The following is a 19,361-nucleotide window of genomic DNA, read 5'->3' as shown; positions in this document are numbered from 1 at the left end:
GTCCGCGGAGGAACGCCGGGCCGGGTGTTGCAGCATCCGGCCCGGCCTAGGGATCCCATCCACAACCCTGGAGGCCCCCGCATGAAATCCTACAAAATCATCGTCGCGACGGCGTTGAGCGCGCTGGCGAGCGCCGTCGTGGTGGTGCCCACCGTGCTCAGCGCCCCCGCCCAGGCGGCACCGCCCACGCCCGGCCCCATCGTCAAGCTGTGGAACTGGAACTGGAACTCGGTGGCACGCGAGTGCACCGACGTGCTCGGCCCCGCCGGGTACGGGGCGGTCCAGGTCTCCCCGCCGAGCGACTCGATGAGCAAGGGCGGCTCGGTCTGGTGGGACATCTACCAGCCCGCCCGCTACACGCTCACCAGCAAGTTCGGTGACGAGAACGCGTTCAGGAACATGGTCCGGGCCTGCCACGACGCGGGTGTCAAGGTCCACGCCGACGCGGTCGTCAACCACATGACCGGCCAGGGCAGCAGGAGCTACGGCGGCTACGGGTTCGGCAAGTACGACTACCCGGGGCTCTACTCCTCCGCGGACTTCCACTCTCCCGCCTGCTCGATCAACGACTCCGACTACACAGGCGACGGCTGGCGGGTGCAGAACTGCGAGCTGGTCGGCCTGTCCGACCTCAACACCGGCTCCGAGTACGTCCGTAACCAGATCGCCGGCTACCTCAACAGGCTGACCGACCTCGGCGTGGACGGCTTCCGCATCGACGCCGCCAAGCACGTCAACCCCGGCGACCTGGCCGCGATCAAGTCCAGGCTGAGGGGCTCGCCGTACATCCACCAGGAGGTCATCCAGGGTGACAACGAGGCCGTCACGCCGGGCCAGTACACCGGGATCGGCGACGTGCACGAGTTCGTGTACGGCCGCAAGATGAAGGAGCAGTTCACCGGCCAGATCAAGTGGCTGCGGACCTTCGGGCAGAGCTGGGGCCTGTCGGTGCCCAGCGACAAGGCCGTGGTCTTCGTCGACAACCACGACACCGAGCGCAACGGCTCCACGCTCAACTACAAGTACGGCGACGCCTACAAGCTGGCCAACGTCTTCATGCTGGCCTGGCCGTACGGCACGCCGCGCGTCTACTCCGGCTTCACCTGGGGCGACCGCGAGGCCGGCCCGCCCTCGGCCAACGGGGGCATCGTCACCGACGCCGACTGCGGCAGCGGGCGGTGGAGCTGCTTCCACCGCCAGATGAGCGGCATGGTCGGCTTCAACCGGGCCGTCGCGGGCACCTCCGTCGGCAACTGGTACGACAACGGCAACAACGTGATCGCCTTCAGCCGCGGCGGCAAGGGCTGGGTCGCCATCAACAACGAGGGCGGCTCCGTCACCCGGACCTTCACCACCGGCCTGCCCGCCGGGACCTACGCCAACGACGCGGGCGGCGGCTCGGTGACGGTCGACGCCGGCGGCACCGCCTCGGTGACCGTCCCCGGCAAGGGCGCGGTCGCCATCCACGTGGGCGGCGTCAGGCCCACCGACCCGCCGGCCGGCGAGGCGACCGTCTACTACGCCACCGGCTGGAGCGGCGCCAACATCCACTACGCCCCCACCGGCGGCACCGCGACACGCGACGACTCCTGGCGCTGACCCCGTGATCCGGCGGGGCCGTACGGCCCCGCCGGATCCCCGGTGACCGGCGCGGCCGTGCGAGCTCGCGGCCGTGCCGGATCGCCCCCGGCCGGCACGGCCCGTACCCGCGCCGCCGGCGCGTCCGTGCCCGTCGCCCGCTCGGCGGCCGGGCATGCGGTCTGGGGGCCGGTCCCGGCCGCCGGCGGCTCGGGCCGCGCACGCAAGCGTTCCCATGACTTCACCGCAGGTGTGATCAGCTCACTGCCGAACGTGCCCGCACGTCGCTTCGGAGCGCTGACGGTGGGCGTGAACGGCATGGACGTTCCCGCATGCGACTGTGCCCGCCTTCGAGATGGCACCGGATGGGCTGAGCGACAACTTTCGAATGGCCGGCGACGGCTGGCGGCGACGTCGATTCCGACAACTTCAGCAGGAGCGGCCCAGAGTTCCATCGGGAAGGCAAAGAATGGGCGTGCCGTCCAATGAGCTGACCATTTCGATGGACTTGACGCTGACGGTGCGAATCCATCGCCATCTTGCTGGTTTGAGCGTTCGGAGTTTAATCATCTTCCGCGTCAACAACCGCTCGACATTTTGCGATGGACACAGCGCACCTCTTCGAGGCGGCGGGCCCGTCCGAGCAGAGGTAGTCATTTCCTTCTACCGATCGGGGCCGATGGGAGCTCCGCCGACCCCGATCGGGTGTCGCGCACAGGCATTGGTGCGTCGCTGCCGGCCGCGGGCATTCTGTCGTCCCGGCGGACGCCGTCGGCCGCACTGGTCGTCGCCCGGTCAGGGGCTGTGCCGGCCGACGGACCAGTGCCCACGCACCACGAGGCGCTACTAGAAGGACAGGTTCTTTTGGTCCTGTATCACCCGGCCGGCGACGTAGAGGTCCCCGTTGGAGTCCAGGATCGCGATGATCTTCTTGCTCGACCCGTGGTGGGTCGTGAAGTAAATCTTGTCCGCCTCTTGGCTGGTGGAATGGTTCGTGTTCACCGAAAGCTCGATGCTCACCGGCGAGCTTATGAGCACGTCCTTCTTCGGAGAGGTCGGGTAGACCCGGTTCTGGACCAGCTTGATTCGGCCGTGAGTGTCACTGCCTTCAAGCCAGTCAGTGGCCAGCCCGAGGTCAACTTCCGGCATGTCGACTCCTTTCATTTCTCCCGGTTCGGGAGCGGCGCACCCCCCTTTGGACCGCGCCATAGCGAAGGATATGCGGCCCTTAAGAGATTTTCTATAGTTTTTTCCGGGCATTTCCTGAATATAAGAATTGGCTACTTTATATAAATTTGAGCGCTAAATTCCCTTATCTATTATTTGTCCGTATGGGATTAGCGGGGCAAGGCGTCGAGCGCGGAGTCGAGATGCCTCCGGCGGCGGCACTCCGGGTCGTGGCCGGCGCCCCACCCGCCGGACAGGAAGTCCACCCACGCCAGGCCCCGCCCGCCGAGGCTCTCAGCACAGCGGGACGCACTTGGGGAACGTTGACCGTGGAGCCCTTGTCCATCACCTCGAACGCCTCATGGACGGCTTCCCGGCTCACCGCGCCGCCGCCTTGCGGATCGTCTGCGCCGTCAGATGCGGCTCCTCGGTCGGCGGAAGCTCAAGCCGCGTCGCCACCCCAGCCCGCGCAGGTCCCACGCCGGCCGGACGAGATGGATGTACCGGTCTTCCTGCAACGCCCCAGTCACGGCCGCGGACTCCGGCGTCGCCTCCTCGGCCACCGGCGCGATGGGGCAGACGCCGCAACAGCCGCCGGTCAAGCACGTGCAGCGGCTCAACCAGATCCGCCGGGCCGTCCACGACTACGGAGCGTCACCTCACATGAGGTGATCAAATGTTGTTTAAGAGTAATTTCAGGCGATCAATACCGTTCGGGTAACAAAACGATCTTTGCCTTACATCGTCCGAGCGCCCTTTGCCACCCTTGCCGTCGTACGGCCTATGCCCCCCTTCCGTACCCCAAGGAGACCAGTGGTGGCTGGCAACCTCGCATCGCTCGGACCGGTCCACAACGCCTTCGAGCAGCAGGCGCGACGCACTCCCCATCGCACGGCGGTCATCGCCGGCACGACCCGCACGACCTACGCGGACCTGAACGTCCAGGCCAACCGGATAGCCCACGAGCTCGTCGCCCGGGGGGTACGGCGGGGCTCGACCGTCGGCGTGTGCCTGAACCGCGACGAGACGCTGATCGCGGCGCTCCTGGGCGTCTGGAAGACCGGCGCCGCCTACGTGCCGCTGGACCCGACCTACCCGGCCGACCGGCTGGAGTTCATCGCCGAGGACGCCGGGGTGTCACACACGGTGACCTCCGCGGCGCTGGCGGAGCGGCTGCCGGGTAGTGGACTCATCCTGGTGGACGCGCTCGGCGACCGCCCGGACGGCGACCCGGGCCTGCCGAGCGACCCGGCCGACCTGGCCTACGTCATGTACACCTCCGGCTCGACCGGGCGCCCCAAGGGCGTCGTGATCGAACACCGCAACGTGATGACACTGCTGCGCTGGGACGCCGACCACTTCACCGCCGAGGAGCTGGCCGGGTTCCTCGCCTCGACCTCGGTCTGCTTCGACCCGTCCGTCCCCCAGCTCTATCTCCCCCTGCTGCTGGGCGGCACGGTGATCATGGCGGAGAACCCCCTCGCGCTGCACACCCTGCCCGCCAGGGACGAGGTCACGATGGTCAGCGCGGCGGCCTCGGCGCTGACCGCGCTGCTGCGGGAGCCGCTGCCCCCAGGGGTGCGCACGGTGCTCTCCAGCGGCGAGCCGGTGAGCCGGGCGCTGGCCGACCGCGTCTTCGCCAACCCCGGCGTGCGACGCATGGTGAACCTGTACGGGCCCACCGAGTGCACCGTGCACTGCTGCGCGCACGAGATCTCCAGGGACGAGACGGGCGAGCCGCCGATCGGCACGCCGTACGCCTGGTCGGAGCTGTCGGTGCGCGGCTCCGGCGGCGAGGCGCTCGGCGACGGCGAGCTCGGCGAGCTGTGGGTGGCCGGTCCGCTGGTCGGCCGGGGCTACCTGAACCGGCCCGAGCTGACCGCCGAGCGGTTCGTGACCGACGCCGCGGGCGTGCGCCACTACCGCACCGGCGACCTGGTCCGCAGAGCGGGCGGGACCTACTTCTACGAGGGGCGGATCGACGACCAGGTGAAGGTCGCGGGCTTCCGCGTCGAGCTGGGCGAGGTGCAGGGCAGGCTGGTGCGCCACCCGCTGGTGAACCACGCCGTCGTGCTCGCCCCCGTCGACGGGGAGGGCACCCGGCGGCTGGTCGCCTACGTCGAACCGGCCGGTCCCGGCCTCGACGGCGGGCGGTTGCGGTCCTGGCTGCGCGACTGGCTGCCCGACTACATGATCCCCTCCAGGATCGTGTTCCTCGACGCCATCCCGGTGGGCCCCACGGGGAAGGCCGACCGCTCCCGGCTGCCCGCGGTGGCGTTCTCCTCCGCCCCGGGCTCCGTCGCCGCCACTGGCGCGGCCGGGACCGGGTACGTCGCCCCCCGCGACGAGACCGAGCGGCGGCTGGCCGCCATCACTTCCGAGGTGCTCGGCACCGAGCGGGTCGGCGTCCACGACCACTTCCTCGACCTGGGCGGGCACTCCCTGGCCGCCGCCAAGATCTGCGCCAGGATCGAGCACGCGCTCGGGGTCCACGTCCCGCTGACGACGCTCCTGGCGCGGCCCACGGTCGCCGAGCTGGCGTCGTACGTCGCCGAGGCCGCCCCGTCCGCCGTGACGCCGCTGGTCCGCCACGCCGGGCGGACCGGCTATCCGCTGACCGCCGCCCATCGCGGCATGTGCCTGCTGCGCGAGGTCAGCCACAACCCCGGCGCCACCGCCATCGCCTTCCGGCTCGGACTGCGCGGCCTCACCTCGGCGGAGCCGCTGCGAGCCGCGCTGGACGCGATCGTGCGCCGCCACGAGGCGCTGCGCACCGTCGTCGTGGACGGCGTGACCATCGAGGTCGGGCCGCCGGTGCCGGTGCCGCTGGAGGAGCACCGCCCGGCCTCGGAGCAGGAGGCCGACGCGCTGCGACGGGCCGCGGTCGCCCACGACTTCGACATCTCCCGCGAGTCGCCGCTGCTGCGGGCCACCCTCCTGTGGTCGGGGCCGGACAGCGCGGAGCTGGTGCTCCTCACCGACCACACCGCCTTCGACGGCTGGTCGCTGGGGATCGTCATGCGGGAGCTCCTCGACGGGCTCACCCGCCCCGGCGACATCCCGGAGCCGCCGTTCCAGATCGGCGACGTGGCGCTGCGCGAGCAGGCGACCGGCGGGAGCACCGAGGCGCTGCGGGCCTTCTGGGCCGAGGAGCTCGCCGGGGCGGTCCCGCCGTACGAGCTGCTGCCCCGCCCCGACGGCCGCCCCAGCCGGCTGCGCGGCGAGCGCCTGGTGCGCCGGATCACCCCGGCGACGACCGCGCAGGCCGGCGAGCTGGCGGCCGGCTGCGGCGCCACCCCGTTCGCCGTCTACCTGACCGTGCTCGGCATGCTGGTCGCCGGGCTGACCGATCGGCGGGACGTCGTCCTGGGCGCCGCCGTGGCCGACCGCGCCGACCCCGGCCTGGAGGCCGTGGTCGGCATGCTGGTCGACGTGCTGCCGGTACGGCTGCGCCTGGAGGACGGGCTGTCGCTGCGTGAGGCCGTACGGCACGCGGGGGCCGTGACCGCCCGCGCGATGGACCACCGCGCGCTGTCCGCGTGGGAACGGGCCGAGGTCAGCGGGGTCGAGCGCCCGCCCGGCGCGGTGCTGACGCCCGTCACGCTCTCGATCCAGCCGCCCGCGGTCCCCGTCCGTCTGGAACACGGGGGCGTGGGCGTGGACCTGGTCGGCGAGCTGGACGCGGGCAGCGCCCAGGCGCCGCTGATCGTCTACCTCAACGACACGGCGGCCGGGCCCGAGCTCCAGGTCGAGTACGACGTGGAGCACCTGGACCGCTCCGGCGCCGAGATCCTCACCGACCGGCTGGTCCGCCTGCTGGCGGACGCGCTGGCCCACCCCGACCGGCCGCTGTCGGCGTTCGAGGTGGTCGGCGCCGAGGAGCGGGCGGCGCTGCTGGCCGCGGGGACCGGCGCGCCGCTGCCCGCGGACGCGCCGCGGACCGTGGTGGAGGCGGTGCTGGAGCGGGCCGCACGGCACCCGCACGCCCCGGCGGTCGTCGACGCCGACGGCGTCCTCAGCTACGGCGAGCTGGCCGACCGGTCGCGCCGGGTGGCCGCGGCGCTGGGCCCGGCGGCCGCGGGCGCCTGCGTGGGCGTGTGCCTGCCCCGCGACCGGCACCTGCCCGCGGCGCTGCTGGGCGTGCTGCTCGCCGGTGCCGCCTACGTCCCGCTCGACCCCGGCCACCCGCTCCAGCGGCTCCGCCACCAGGTCGACGACTCCGGCACCAAGATGATCGTCGCGGCGGGCGAGGGGCTGGCGGTGGCCGAGCGGCTGGGCGGCACCGTCGTCGACCTGGCCGGGCCGTCCACGGCGGGGGTGGCGCCGGACGGGGTGAACGCCGGCGGTCCCTCCCGGGTGGAGCCCGGCGACCTCGCCTACGTCCTCTACACCTCCGGCTCCACCGGGAACCCCAAGGGCGTCGAGGTCACCCACGCCAACCTCGCCGCGTTCGTCTCCTCGATGACGCTCGCCCCGGGGATCCGGCCCGGCGACGTGATGCTCGGCCTGACGCCGTTCTCGTTCGACGTGTTCGGCTTCGACCTGTGGGTGAGCCTCTGCCACGGCCTGCGGCTGGAGCTGCTGGGCCGGGACGACGCGCTCGACGGGCGGGCCGTCGCGCGGCGGATCGAGGAGGCGGGGGTCACGCTGATGACCGCGACCCCGACGGCGCTGCGCATGCTGGTCGCCTCCGGCTGGCGCGGCGGGGACGTGCGCGTGGTCAGCATCGGCGAGGTGCTCGACGCCGCCCTCGCCGGTGACCTGCTGGAGCGGGTCGCCGAGCTGTGGAACGCCTACGGTCCCACCGAGACCACGATCTACTCCACCATGGTCCGGGTCACCGCCCCGGCCGGCGACCCGGTGTCGATCGGCGTCCCGCTGGCCGGGGAGCGGGCCTACGTGCTCGACCGGGCGGGCCGCGTGCTGCCCGCCGGGACGCCCGGTGAGCTGTGGATCGGCGGCGCCGGCGTGGCCAGGGGGTACCGGGGCCGGCCGGAGCTGACCGCCGCGGCCTTCACCGAGGACCCGCTGGGCGGGCGCCGCTACCGCACCGGCGACCTGGCCCGCTGGCGGCCCGACGGCACGCTCGACTTCCTGGGCCGCCGGGACCGGCAGGTGAAGGTCCGCGGCCACCGGATCGAGCTGGGCGAGATCGAGACCGTGCTCCGCGAGAGCGTCGCCGACGCGGCCGTGACCGTGCACGGCGGCGACCACCTGGTCGGCTATCTCGCCGCGCCGCCGGGGACCGACACCGGCGAACTGGAGCGGCGCCTGGGCTCCCGGCTCCCCGACTACATGGTCCCCCGCCGCTGGGTGCTCCTGGACGCGCTGCCCGTCACGGCCTCCGGCAAGGTGGACCGCACCGCCCTGCCCGAACCCGGTGACGCGGCCACCCGGGTGCCGCCGAGCACCGAGGCCGAGCTGCTGGTCGCCGAGGTGTGGGCCGCCGTGCTGGACCGCTCCGACCTCGGCGCGCACGACGACTTCTTCGCCCTCGGCGGTCACTCCGCGACCGCCGCCCTCGTGACGGCCCGGCTGAGCGACGCCCTGGACCTGCGGGTGCCGGTGCGCCTGCTGTTCGAACGGCGGACGCTGGCCGACTACGCCGCGCGGCTGGAGGCCCTGCTGCTGGACGACCTGGAGGAGGACTCATGACCGTCAGTGACGAGCGCCGCAGCGCCCTCACGGCGCGGCTGTCGGCGGCGCGCCGCGCCGCCGCCCAGGCCGCCCCGGCGATCCCCGCCAGGGAGCCGGCAGGTGGCCCCGCTCCCCTGTCCCCGGCCCAGGCCCGGCTGTGGTTCCTCGCCCAGCTCGACGACCTGGCCGCCTACAACGTGCCCGCCGTCGTACGGCTGCGCGGCCCGCTGGACGTCGCCGCGCTGCTGGGCGCCGTGCGCGACCTCGCCGACCGGCACGAGGTGCTGCGCAGCCTGGTCACCGACGAGGGCGCCACCCCGGTCGACGCCGGCCGGGTCCCGATCGCGGTCGAGGACCTCGACGACCACGATCTGCTGGAGGAGCGGCTGCGGGAGGAGGTCGCCCGCCCGTTCGCGCTGGACTCCGAGCCGCCCACCCGCGCCCTGCTGCTCCGCCTCACCGGCGCCGACGAGCACGTCCTGGCGCTGACGGTGCACCACATCGCCTTCGACGCCCAGTCGCGGAACCTGGCGCTGGCCGAGCTGGCCGCCCTGTACGCGGCACGGCTCGGCCTGGCCGAGCCGCCGGCGGCGCCGCAGGTGCGCTACGCCGACTACGCGGCCTGGCTGGCCGGGCAGCCGGAGGGCGACCTCGCCTGGTGGACCGGACGGCTGGCCGGGCTCGAACCCGTCCTGGACCTGCCCGTGGACCGGGCCCGGCCGTCGGTCGCCGACTGGTCCGGCGCCGCCGTCCCGGTGCGGCTGACGCGCGCGCTGACCGCCAGGGTCCGCGAGGCCGCCGCCGAGACCGGCTGCACGCCGTTCATGGTGCTGCTGGCCGCCTGGCAGGAGCTGCTGGGCCGTACCTGCGGCACCGACGACGTGCCGGTCGGCGTGCCCGAGGCGGGGCGGCTCCACCCCGACACCGCGCGCATGCTCGGCTGCTTCGTCAACACGCTCGTCCTGCGCGGCGACAGGTCCGGCGAGCCGACCGGCCGCGAGCTGCTGGCCCGGACCAAGGACGCCGTGCTGGACGCCCTCACCCACCGCGACGTGCCCTTCGAGCGGATCGTGGAGCACCTGCACCCCGAGCGCAGCCTCGCCACCACGCCGATCTTCCAGGCGCTGCTCAACGTCCTGGACGACCGCCCCCAGGTGCTGGACTTCCCCGGCCTCACCGCGGAGCAGGCGCCGCCTCCGCCGCGCACCACCAAATACGACCTCAACCTCGCCTTCGTCAACGAGGGCGAGGAGTACGACGGTGAGCTGACCTACCGCACCGACCTGTTCGACGAGGCGACCGCGCGGCGCATGACCGGCTGGTACCTGAACCTGCTGGAAGGCATGCTCGCCGACCTGGACACGCCCGCGGCGGCCGTGCCGCTGGAACCGGTGTCCGGGCCCACCGTCGCGGGCGCGCGGACGAGGATGGACCTGACCCGGCCGCTGCACGCGGTGGTCGGCGACTGGGCGCGGCGCACGCCGGAGGCGACCGCCGTGGTGGACGCCTCCGGATCGCTCACCTACGGCGAGGTGGACCGGCTGGCCGACCGTCTGGCACGCCACCTGGCCGCGGCCGGGGTGCGGCCGGACGAGCCGGTCGGCGTGCTGGTCGACCGCCGCTCCGTGCTGGTCCCCGCGCTCCTCGGCGTGCTGCGGGCGGGCGGGGCCTACATGCCGATGGAGCCCGCCTACCCCGACGACCGCCTCGCCTACATGCTGGAGACGGCCGGCGCGCGCGTCGTGCTGGCCGACCGCGAGCACGCCGGCCGGGTCCCCGGCACGCTGGTCCTGCCCGACCTGCTGGCCGCCGGGCCCGACGAGCCCGTGGAGGTCGACGTCACCCCCGGCCACCTCGCGCACGTGATCTTCACCTCCGGCTCCACCGGGCGGCCCAAGGGCGCCGCGATCGAGCACCGGTCGGCGCTGCACTACCTGCACGGCCTGGCCGAGCTGGTGCCCGAGGGCTGCTCCTCCTACGGCGTGGTCTCCACGATCGCCTCCGACCTGGTGCTGACCTGCCTGTACGGCGCGCTCGTCCGGGGCGCCGCGGTCCATCTCGTGGACCAGGACGCCGCCACCGACCCGGAGGCGTACGCCGCCTACCTGGCGGCGCATCCCGTCGACGTGATCAAGATGGTGCCCAGCCATCTGGAGCTGCTGGCCGCCCACGGCGACCTGGCCCGGATGCTGCCGCGCCGGCTGCTGATCCTCGCCGGCGAGGCGACGTCGTGGGAGCTGGCCGAGCGCGTCCGGGCGGCCGGTCCCGACCTGGAGGTGCAGATCCACTGCGGGCCGACGGAGACCACGGTCTCGGTGCTCGGCGGCCGGGTGCCCGACCCGCCGTCGGGGTCGGGGTCGGTCCCGCTGGGCCGCCCGCTGGCCGGCGTCGACTGCTACGTCGTCGACGCCGCGGGCCGTCCGCTGCCCGCCGGGGTGCCGGGCGAGCTGTGGGTGGCCGGTCCCAGCCTGGCCCGCGGCTACCTGAACCGCCCCGACCTGACCGCCGAGCGGTTCGTCCCCGACCCGGTGACCGGGGCCGACCGCTGCTACCGGACCGGCGACCGGGTCCGGCTCAACTCCGCCGGGCTGGTGGAGTTCCTCGGCCGGGTCGACGACCAGGTCAAGATCAGGGGTTTCCGGGTTGAGCTGGGCGAGGTGAAGGCCGCGCTGCAGGAGCAGCCCGGGGTCGCCGAGGCCGCGGTGCTGCCGGTCGGCGAGGGCCGCTCCCGGCGGCTGGCCGCCTGGGTCGCGCCCGCCTCGGTGGACCTCGCCGTGATCCGGGCGGGGCTGCGTGAGCGGCTGCCCGACTACATGGTCCCGCCCGCGATCGTCGTCCTCGACGAGCTGCCGCTCACCCCGCTGGGCAAGGTCGACCGGGCCCGCCTGCCGATCCCCGAGGCGGCGCCCGCCGCGGAGCGGGTCGCGCCGAGCACGCCGACCGAGGTGCGCATCGCGGCGGTGTGGGCGGACATCCTGGACGTCGAGGTCGGCGTCGACGACGACTTCTTCGCACTGGGCGGCGACTCCTTCCGCGCGGTCCGGGCGGTCCGGGAGATCGACCCGTCGCTGCGGGTGATCGACCTGTTCACCCGGCCCACGGTCCGCGAGCTGGCCGCTCACCTCGACGGCGGCGCCGAGGCCCCGGCCGGGCTGCTGCACCGGCTGGCCGGTCCGCGCACGGCGAGCCGTACCGTCGTCTGCCTGCCCTACGGCGGCGGCTCGGCCGCCGCCTACCAGCCGCTCGCCGCCGCGCTGACCCGCTCCTCTCCCACCACTGCGGTGCTCGCCGTCGAGCTGCCCGGGCACGACCCGGCGCGGCCCGACGAGGCCATGCTGCCGATGCCGGAGCTCGTCGGCCGGATCGTGGCCGAGCTGGCCGAGCTGCCCGGGGGACCCGGCCCGATCGCGCTGTACGGGCACTGCGTCGGCTCGGCCGCCGCGACCGAGCTGGCGCTGCGGCTGGAGGCGTCCGGGACTCCGGTCGCCGGCGTCTTCGTCGGCGGCAGCTTCCCCGACGCTCGGCTGCCCGGACGGCTGTCGGCCTGGTGGAACCGGAGGTTCCCCGCCCATCGCTGGGCCTCCGACCGCACCCAGCGCGACTTCCTGCGCACGCTGGGCGCCCTGGACGAGGACTTCGGCGACACCGGGACCATGCTGCGCGGCCTGCGGCACGACGTCGAGGAGGCGCAGGCGTGGTTCAGCCGCCACCTCGACACCCCCGTCGGCGAGGAGCGCAGGCTCGCGGCGCCGCTGCTGTGCGTGATCGGCGAGCGGGACCGCGCGACCGAGCTCTACCAGGAGCGCTACCGGGAGTGGGGGGCGTTCGCCGACCGGGTGGGGCTGGCCACGATCCCCCGGGCCGGTCACTACTTCATCAAGCACCAGGCCGAGCCCCTGGCCCGGCACATCTCCGAGCACCTGGACCGCTGGGCCGGCGGCGACCTGCCCGAGCCGGTCGGGGAGGTCGAGGTCGCGGGCCGGAGCGCCCGCCGGGACCTGCGCCGCTTCTACACCGTCGCGGCCGGGCAGACCGTGTCGCTGCTCGGTGCCGCGCTGACCTCCTTCGCGCTGGGCGTGTGGGCCTACCAGGAGAGCGGCCGGGTGCTGGACTACGCCCTGGTCAGCATGCTCGCGCTGCTGCCGTCGCTGCTGGCGGCGCCGCTGGGCGGCGCGGTCGCCGACCGGGTGGACCGCAGGCGGGTCATGCTGGTGTGCGACGGCGTCTCCGCCGCGGCCACCGCGGCCCTGGTGATCCTGCTGTGGCTGGGGCGGCTGGAGGTCTGGCAGGTCGGGATCATCGCCGGGTTGCTGTCGCTGGTGACGGCCTTCCACCGGCCCGCCTATCTGGCGGCGGTGGCGCAGCTGGTGCCCAAGCCGTACCTCATGCAGGCCAACGCGGTGGCGAACCTCGGCACCGGTCTGGGCATGCTCATCGGCCCGCTGGGCGGCGCCGCGCTCATCGCGCTGGTCGGGCTGCACGGCGTGGTGGCCGTGGATGTCGTCACGTTCCTCGCCGGGCTCGGCACGCTGCTGCTGGTCCGCTTCCCCGACCGGCTGTTCCACCGCCTGGAGGAGTCCTTCGGGCAGGCCATCGTCGGCGGCTGGCGCTTCCTCGTACGGCGCCGCCCCCTGATGATCATGATCGGGTTCTTCGTCGTGATGAACTACCTGAACATGCTCGCCCTGGCCGTGACCGTGCCCGCGGTGCTGTCGTTCGGCGACGTCGCGGGCGTGGGCGCGGTGACCGCGATGCAGGGCGTGGGCGCGGTGCTCGGCTCGCTGGTCATGGTGTTCTGGGGTGGCACCGAGCGTCGCGCGATCGGCATGGTCGGCTTCGTGATCGGTTTCGGGGCCGGGGTGCTGCTGGTCGGGCTGCGGCCCTCGCTGGCGCTGGCGGCCTTCGGCGGGCTGATGTCGTGGGTGTTCCTCACCGTGCTGAACGCGCACTGGCTGGCGCTCATCCAGCTCAAGGTCGGCCTGGAGCTACAGGGCCGGGTGCTGGCCACCAACCAGATGCTGGCGGTGTCGATGACGCCGCTGGCGTTCCTCACCGCGCCGTGGCTGGCCGACGACGTCTTCGGCCCGCTGCTCGTCCCGGGCGGCGCCCTGGCGGACACGCTCGTCGGTGACGTCGTCGGGGTGGGGCCGGGGCGCGGTGTCGGGCTGCTGCTGACCGTCTGCGGTGCGCTGCTGATGCTCTGGGGCGCGCTGGGGCTGTGGTACCGGCCGCTGCGCCGGATGGAGGACGCGCTGCCCGACGCGGTGGCGGGCGCCGAGATCGCCGATGACCTGGACTCGGTCCAGGTCGAGGCGGACGCCGTCCTGCTGGAGGGCGCCGGCCGGAGCGGGTGAGGGCCTTGCGCCCCGCCCGCCGCTCACCACTGTCCGCCGGCCCGTCCAGGCCATACGGTGGCGGCCGTCAGGCGTAGGGGCGGCGGCCGTCAGGGGGCGACCAGCTTCGCCAGGCCCGGGTAGTCGGTGACGATGCCGTCGTCGAAGGCGAGGTCGGCGCTGAAGCCCTCGCTCTCGTAGCGCACCGCGCCGGGGGTGAGGTGGGTGTAGCGCTGAGGGTGGCGGACCACGTGCAGGTGCGGGACCCGGACCCAGGCCATGACGAAGTCGATCCGCCCCTCGCACTCGTCGAGGCCGTGCCGGAGCACCGGCATGGTGTTGGTCAGCGGGGAGAGCCCCAGGTCGCAGTCGAGCGCGTCGTTCAGGACGTTCATGTCCCCGCCGGGCGGCGGCCCGTCGAGACGGCCCTCCCCCTTCGTCTCGCACGACCAGGCGCCGTGGGCCGAGCGGCGCAGGTCGAGCGCCCGGTACCAGCCCGCGCCGTGGGCCCGTACCGACAGCAGCTCGGTGACGTATCCGGGGAGGGTCCGCAGAGTGTATTCCAGCCGGTAGGGCACGGGATCCGTCCCGATCGCCACGCCGACCGCCGTCAACTCCGCCCCCAGGCCGACCTCCGCATATTCGGCGCCCCCGTCCTTCATCCACACGAGCCCGCGCATCCCTCTCCCCCTTCACCCGCCCCTTCCCCCCGCGCGAGGCGGCCGGCGGCACCGACGTACCCCGGGGAGGGGCGCGTGAACCGCGCGCGCGGCCCCGGAGGGGGGACCGGCGGTCGCGGCCTGCCCTCGTGCCGGTCTCCGGGCACCCGGCACCCCGGCCGGCCGGTGTGAGGCCCGCTCGGGGGCGTCACGCACCTGCCGGTACGGCGTCGGCGAGTGCCTGGAACAGGCGGGACGGGTCCTCGGCGATCCGGTTGCAGACGTAGAGCCACCACTCGGTGCCAAAGATGACGTACTCGCGGACCGGGTAGCCGCGTGACTGCGCGGAGCGCAGCTGCTCGGGGCCGAGACCGAGCAGCGTCTCGAACTCGAAGCGCTCCGCCTCCCGCCGCGCACCGGCCAGGTGGCCGTGGAGCTCGTCGAGGATGTCCTGGTCGTGGGTGGCGATGGAGCAGGCGTGGCCGCTGTCGAGCAGCGTCCTCGCGTAGCGGAGGTAGGCCGTCCGGAGGTCGGCCCCGCCGCGCGGGTAGGCGACGGACTCGGGTTCGAGGAAGGCCCCCTTCACCAGGCGGATGCGCCCGGGGCGTTCCAGCAGGCGGGGAAGGTCCTCGGCGGTCCGGTGCAGCCGGGCCTGAACCGTGATGCCGACGTGGTCGAACCGCTCGCACAGCCGCCCGTGGGTCCACAGGATGAGGTCGGTCCGGTCCGACCCCTCCATGGAGATCATCATCTCCTGGCCGGCGCCCGCCGCCGCCTCGGCGACGCGGACGGCGTTGGCCAGGCCCAGCTCGGCGTCGACCACCGAGCCGATGTGGGAAAGGTCGAGCGAGATCGAACAGTTCAGCCCCTGTTCGGCGACCTGCCCGGCGAGGGCGACGAACACCTCCGTCTCCGCCACGGCCCGCGCGGCGTCCCGGCAGCTCTCGCCCGTGTATTCGACCGAGGCGGCCTGTCCCCTGGCGTTGATCTCACGGACCTGCCCGAGCGCCTCCTGCGGGGTCTCCCCGCCGATGTAGCGTCCGGCGACCCGCCGGGCGACGGAGAGCAGCGCGGGGTCGGCCGCGATCCGCCATTTGAGGGCTTCGTCCAGCGCCAGGGCACGCAGCGTCTCGGCCGCGAGCTCCTCGAGTCGCCGGGACCCGATCGTCGATGAGGTCATGGTCATCTCCTTCGTCAGCCCCGGACTCTATCACCAGCGAATATTGTTTTTACAGATTCGCCAAAGGGCGCCCTCCCGCTGGACGATTGAGTCCAAGCAGCCTCACCTCACTTCCCCAGGCCGGCGCGACGGGCGCGGACCACCGCCTGGGTACGGTCGGCCACCTGCAGCTTCGCGAATATCGAGGTGAGGTGGTTCTTGACGGTCTTCTGGCTGAGGAAGAGCCGCCGGGCGATCTCGGCGTTGCTCTTCCCCGAGGCGAGCAGGTCGAGGATCTCCCGCTCCCGCTGGGTCAGCTCCGGGAAAGGGCCGCTCTCCGGGCCTGTGGTGAGGAAGCGCCGGATGCGGCGGGCCACCGCCGGGCCGTACACCGCCTCTCCCCTGGCGACGGCCCGGACGGCGGCGATGAAGTCGTTCCCGTCCGCGCCCTTGAGGACATAGCCCCGAGCTCCGGCGCGCAACGCGGCGAAGACCGACGCGTCGTCCTCGCTCATCGTCAGCACGAGCACGCCGAGATCGGGCCGCCGGTCGATCAGCGTCCGGGTCGCCTCGATCCCCGTGACCCCCGGCATCACCAGGTCCATCACGACGACGTCCGGGCTCAGCGACAGGGCGAGCGCGATCGCCTCCTCGCCGTCCCCCGCCTCGCCCACCACCTCGGCCCCGCCGACCTGCTCCAGCAGCGCCCTCAGGCCGTGCCGGAGCAGCGGGTGGTCGTCCACGAGCAGCACGCGGATCGGTTCACCGATCGGCTCGGAGCTCACGGGTTCACCGACCGGCATGAAGCTCATAGGGGAAGCACCGCCTCAACGATCGTGCCCTTTCCCTGGCTGGACGTCCTTCGCAACAGGCCGCCGAGCTCGGCGGCACGCTCCCGCATACTGCCCGATCCCACTCCCTCGACGACAGGGTCGGGCAGGCCGCGGCCGTCGTCGCGGATCTCGAGGAACAGCCGCTCCGGCTCGGCTCTCACCGTGATCTCCACGTTCGACGCGTCCGCGTGCCGGAGCGCATTTGCCAGAGCTTCCTGGCTGATCCGGTACGCGGCCACCTCCACCGCCGCCGGGAGGGCCGGGAACGGCAGCGGAGCCCTGACAGCGACCGCCGGACCGCCGCCGGGGTCTGGGGCCATGTCCAGGACGAGGTCCTCCAGGGCGCCGTCCAGGCCGAGTTCGTCCAGCGCCGGGGGCCGCAGATCATGCACGGTCCGGCGGATGTCGCCGACGAGCTCGTCGGTGAGCTGCCGTACTTCCCGGAGTTGGTCGCGCAGGCCGGCCGGCGCCACGGCCCGGATCAGATCCAGCCGGACGCAGATGGTGGCCAGGCCGGGGCCGAGGCCGTCGTGCAGGTCGCGGCGGAGACGGCGGCGCTCCTCCTCGCGCGCGATGACCAGTCGCTCGCGCGAGGACTGAACCTCCCGGGCCAGGCGTACCGCGGCGAGAGCCACCGCCAGGTGCCGGGCGAGATCGTCGAGTACGGCCAGGTCCAGCCTGGACAGGTCCTCACCCGGCGAGCGCGGGGCGGCGCGCAGTTCCCCTTCCCGCTGACCGCCGCTCAGCAGCGGCAACCGTACCCCGTGTCCGGGGACGCCGCCGACGACGGAGACGGGCGTGCCGTCGGCGTCGAGCACGGCGACCGAGGGAAGCCGGAGCGTGTGCGCCACGGTCTCCGCGGCGCCGTCGAGGAGCCGCGTCGGATCGGCCGACACCTCCAGCCGCTGGCCGAGCCGGGACAGCGCCGCTGCGGGGTCGCCCCGGTTGCCGAAGAGCAGACGGGCCACCGCTCGCTGTACCGCATCGCGGACCGGCGCGAACGCCACCGCCACCACAGCGGTGCCCAGGAGAGGTTCCAGCACTCCGCCGTCCTGCCGCAGCAGCGTGTCGAACGTGGTGACCGTCGCCAGGTAGGCGCCGAGCAGCAGGCACGTGACCGCGACGTAGACGACGGTACGCCGGATCAGCACCTCGATGTCGAACAGCCGGTAGCGGAAGATCGCGACCGCCGTCGCGGCGGGGAGCAGCGGCAGGGTCGCCGCCTGAAGCCACGCCCCGAGCAGCGGCAGGCCTTCCGGCGGTGCCGCGTCGACGATCGAGGCGAGCGCGATGGTGACGGCCGAGGCCAGTACGGGCAGGAGCCGGCGCCGGTCCTGGGCGGAGCGGACCCGCATGGCCACCGCGACCACGCCGGCGACGGACATCGCGACGATCACGGCGCCGAAGGAGGCCGCGACGACGTCCGTCGGCACGGAACCGAGCGGGTTGGGCTCCTCGGTGCCCCAGACCCAGATCCGGTCCCGGAACATCAGCATGACCTGGAGCACGACGGTCATCAGGACCAGCGTCCCGATCACCCACCGCCACCGCCGGGACGGCAGCCGGCCGTCGGGCAGCACCATCGGCAGCAAGAAGAGCGGCCCGAACCCGGTGAAGAACACCCAGTTCACCACCCAGGCCGCGAAACCGGCCCCGGGCCACCCGTGCGCCTCGCCGTACACGGCATAGCCGCCCGCCAGCGCCTGCATCGCCAGCCCGGCACCGCTGAGGCAGAACAGCCAGCCGAGCACGTTCCGCGGTCTGCGCGTGACGATCAGCGCCCCGACGAGGGGAAAGGTCAGGCCGACCACGGCGTCGAGCACCAGGTAGGTGACATCCGGGACGGGAACCGCGGTGGTCAGGACAGCACCGGCCAGGATGGCCGCCGACGAGGCACCCGGGATCAGCCACGGCCATCGATAAGTACGCACTCGCACATGGTGAAATATCCCATGTCACCTGGACAATGACTGCGGGACCATGACGGGACCGCAGGTCCAGGAGATCGGGACCACCGGGCGGATGTACTGCCGCCATGCATACGACGACATCTCCTCTACCGGAACGCGATCTGACGCGGCGGCAGCTCACAGTGTTCGCGATCGTGCTGCCCGCGCTCGTGCTCCCGTCCCTGGCCTTCGCCGTGTCCCGGGGGCTCGATCTGAACCGGCTCGACCAGGCGCCGATCGCCGCGCAGATCGCCGTCTTCAGCGGGGGGTTCATGCCGGGCATCGCCGGGCTGGCGGCCTGGCTGGCGGGCGGGCGCGGCCTGCGCGGCTTCGACTGGGGCTTTCGCCGGGCACCCTGGCGGACGATCGGCCTGGCCTGGGCGATACCCGTGCTGGGTGTCGGGCTGGGGTACGGCGTGGCATGGCTGACCGGCGCCGCGCGCTTCGATCCCGGCAACCTGGCCGAGACCACCGGGCTCCATCCCGCCCTGGGCGTCCTGCTCGGGCTGGGTCCCGGCATCGTGCCGTACATACTGCTGTCGTTCGGCGAACAGGTCGGCTGGAGTTCGCTGCTGGCCGTCCGGCTCTCGGCGACCAGGAGCGTCGACGCCGCGGCCCTCATCGTGGGCCTGGCCTGGGGGGTGTCCCACTTCCCGCTGATGCTTTTCGTTCCGGGCGGGATCGAGAAGGGTGTTTCCACGCCGTACGCGCTGGGGTGGTTCATGGTGGAGGCAGTGGCTCTGGCCTATCCGCTGGTGTGGCTGCGGCTGCGCACCGGGAGCATCTGGCCGGTCCTGGTGTTGCACGCCACCCTCAACGCCTCGATCTACTTCGTGGCCGGGGCCATGACCGCCGCCACGCAACACTCCGGCTGGTTCGTCGGGGAGGGAGGCGCGCTGACGTCGAGCTGCACGGCGCTCGTCGTGCTCGCCACCCGGCCCCTGTGGAGGAGGTAGCGGCGGAGTTGCGGATTCCCGGTCCTCGGGCACATGCCCGGCCTCGTCAGGAATCCGGGCCCGCCGCCGACGCGCCCGGACCACTGCGGC

9 protein-coding genes are annotated in these 19,361 nt (G+C 73.1%); 4 read left to right on the top strand and 5 right to left on the bottom strand.

What is annotated here, in order from left to right; genetic code table 11:
- Positions 1-81: 81 nt before the first annotated feature.
- Positions 82-1,599, top strand: a complete 1,518-nt coding sequence (locus ACZ6R6_RS43875; protein WP_470102872.1) for an alpha-amylase — start codon at positions 82-84, stop codon at positions 1,597-1,599.
- A gap of 825 nt (positions 1,600-2,424) precedes the next feature.
- Here the strand turns inward: ACZ6R6_RS43875 and ACZ6R6_RS43870 are convergent.
- Positions 2,425-2,727 carry a DUF6342 family protein gene (locus ACZ6R6_RS43870; protein ID WP_470102870.1) on the bottom strand — a complete coding sequence of 101 codons (303 nt, stop codon included), beginning with the start codon at positions 2,725-2,727 and terminating at the stop codon, positions 2,425-2,427.
- A gap of 834 nt (positions 2,728-3,561) precedes the next feature.
- Between ACZ6R6_RS43870 and ACZ6R6_RS43865 the strand changes: the two genes are divergently transcribed.
- Positions 3,562-8,400, top strand: a complete 4,839-nt coding sequence (locus ACZ6R6_RS43865; protein ID WP_470102869.1) for an amino acid adenylation domain-containing protein — start codon at positions 3,562-3,564, stop codon at positions 8,398-8,400.
- Positions 8,397-13,736: an amino acid adenylation domain-containing protein gene (locus ACZ6R6_RS43860; RefSeq protein WP_470102867.1), complete on the top strand. Its 5,340-nt coding sequence runs from the start codon at positions 8,397-8,399 to the stop codon at positions 13,734-13,736. Before ACZ6R6_RS43865 ends, ACZ6R6_RS43860 begins: the two co-directional genes overlap by 4 nt.
- An 89-nt stretch (positions 13,737-13,825) precedes the next feature.
- Here the strand turns inward: ACZ6R6_RS43860 and ACZ6R6_RS43855 are convergent, their stop codons facing one another.
- From ACZ6R6_RS43855 to ACZ6R6_RS43840, 4 genes are all read right to left on the bottom strand, one after another.
- A complete protein-coding gene (locus tag ACZ6R6_RS43855; RefSeq protein ID WP_470102865.1) occupies positions 13,826-14,395 on the bottom strand; it encodes a putative glycolipid-binding domain-containing protein in 570 nt (189 codons plus the stop codon).
- Positions 14,396-14,582: 187 nt separating this feature from the next.
- The gene (locus ACZ6R6_RS43850) at positions 14,583-15,554 is read right to left on the bottom strand and encodes a proline dehydrogenase family protein (protein ID WP_470102863.1); all 972 of its coding nucleotides are present in this window, start codon (positions 15,552-15,554) and stop codon (positions 14,583-14,585) included.
- 107 nt (positions 15,555-15,661) lie between these two features.
- The gene (locus ACZ6R6_RS43845; RefSeq protein ID WP_470102861.1) at positions 15,662-16,345 is read right to left on the bottom strand and encodes a response regulator; all 684 of its coding nucleotides are present in this window, start codon (positions 16,343-16,345) and stop codon (positions 15,662-15,664) included.
- On the bottom strand, positions 16,342-18,297 hold the full coding sequence (locus tag ACZ6R6_RS43840) for a sensor histidine kinase (RefSeq protein ID WP_470102859.1): 1,956 nt from the start codon (positions 18,295-18,297) through the stop codon (positions 16,342-16,344). The genes ACZ6R6_RS43845 and ACZ6R6_RS43840 overlap by 4 nt, the downstream gene beginning before the upstream one ends.
- Positions 18,298-18,401: 104 nt before the next feature.
- Here ACZ6R6_RS43840 and ACZ6R6_RS43835 point away from each other — a divergent pair, with 104 nt between their 5' ends.
- Positions 18,402-19,271, top strand: coding sequence for a CPBP family intramembrane glutamic endopeptidase (locus ACZ6R6_RS43835; protein WP_470102858.1), 870 nt, complete (start codon positions 18,402-18,404; stop codon positions 19,269-19,271).
- Positions 19,272-19,361 lie beyond the last annotated feature (90 nt).

The sequence above is a fragment of the Streptosporangium sp. NPDC048886 genome (genome assembly GCF_055586905.1).
The sequence above is the reverse complement of the archived record's forward strand: the minus strand, read 5'-3'. Positions and strand labels throughout refer to the sequence as shown.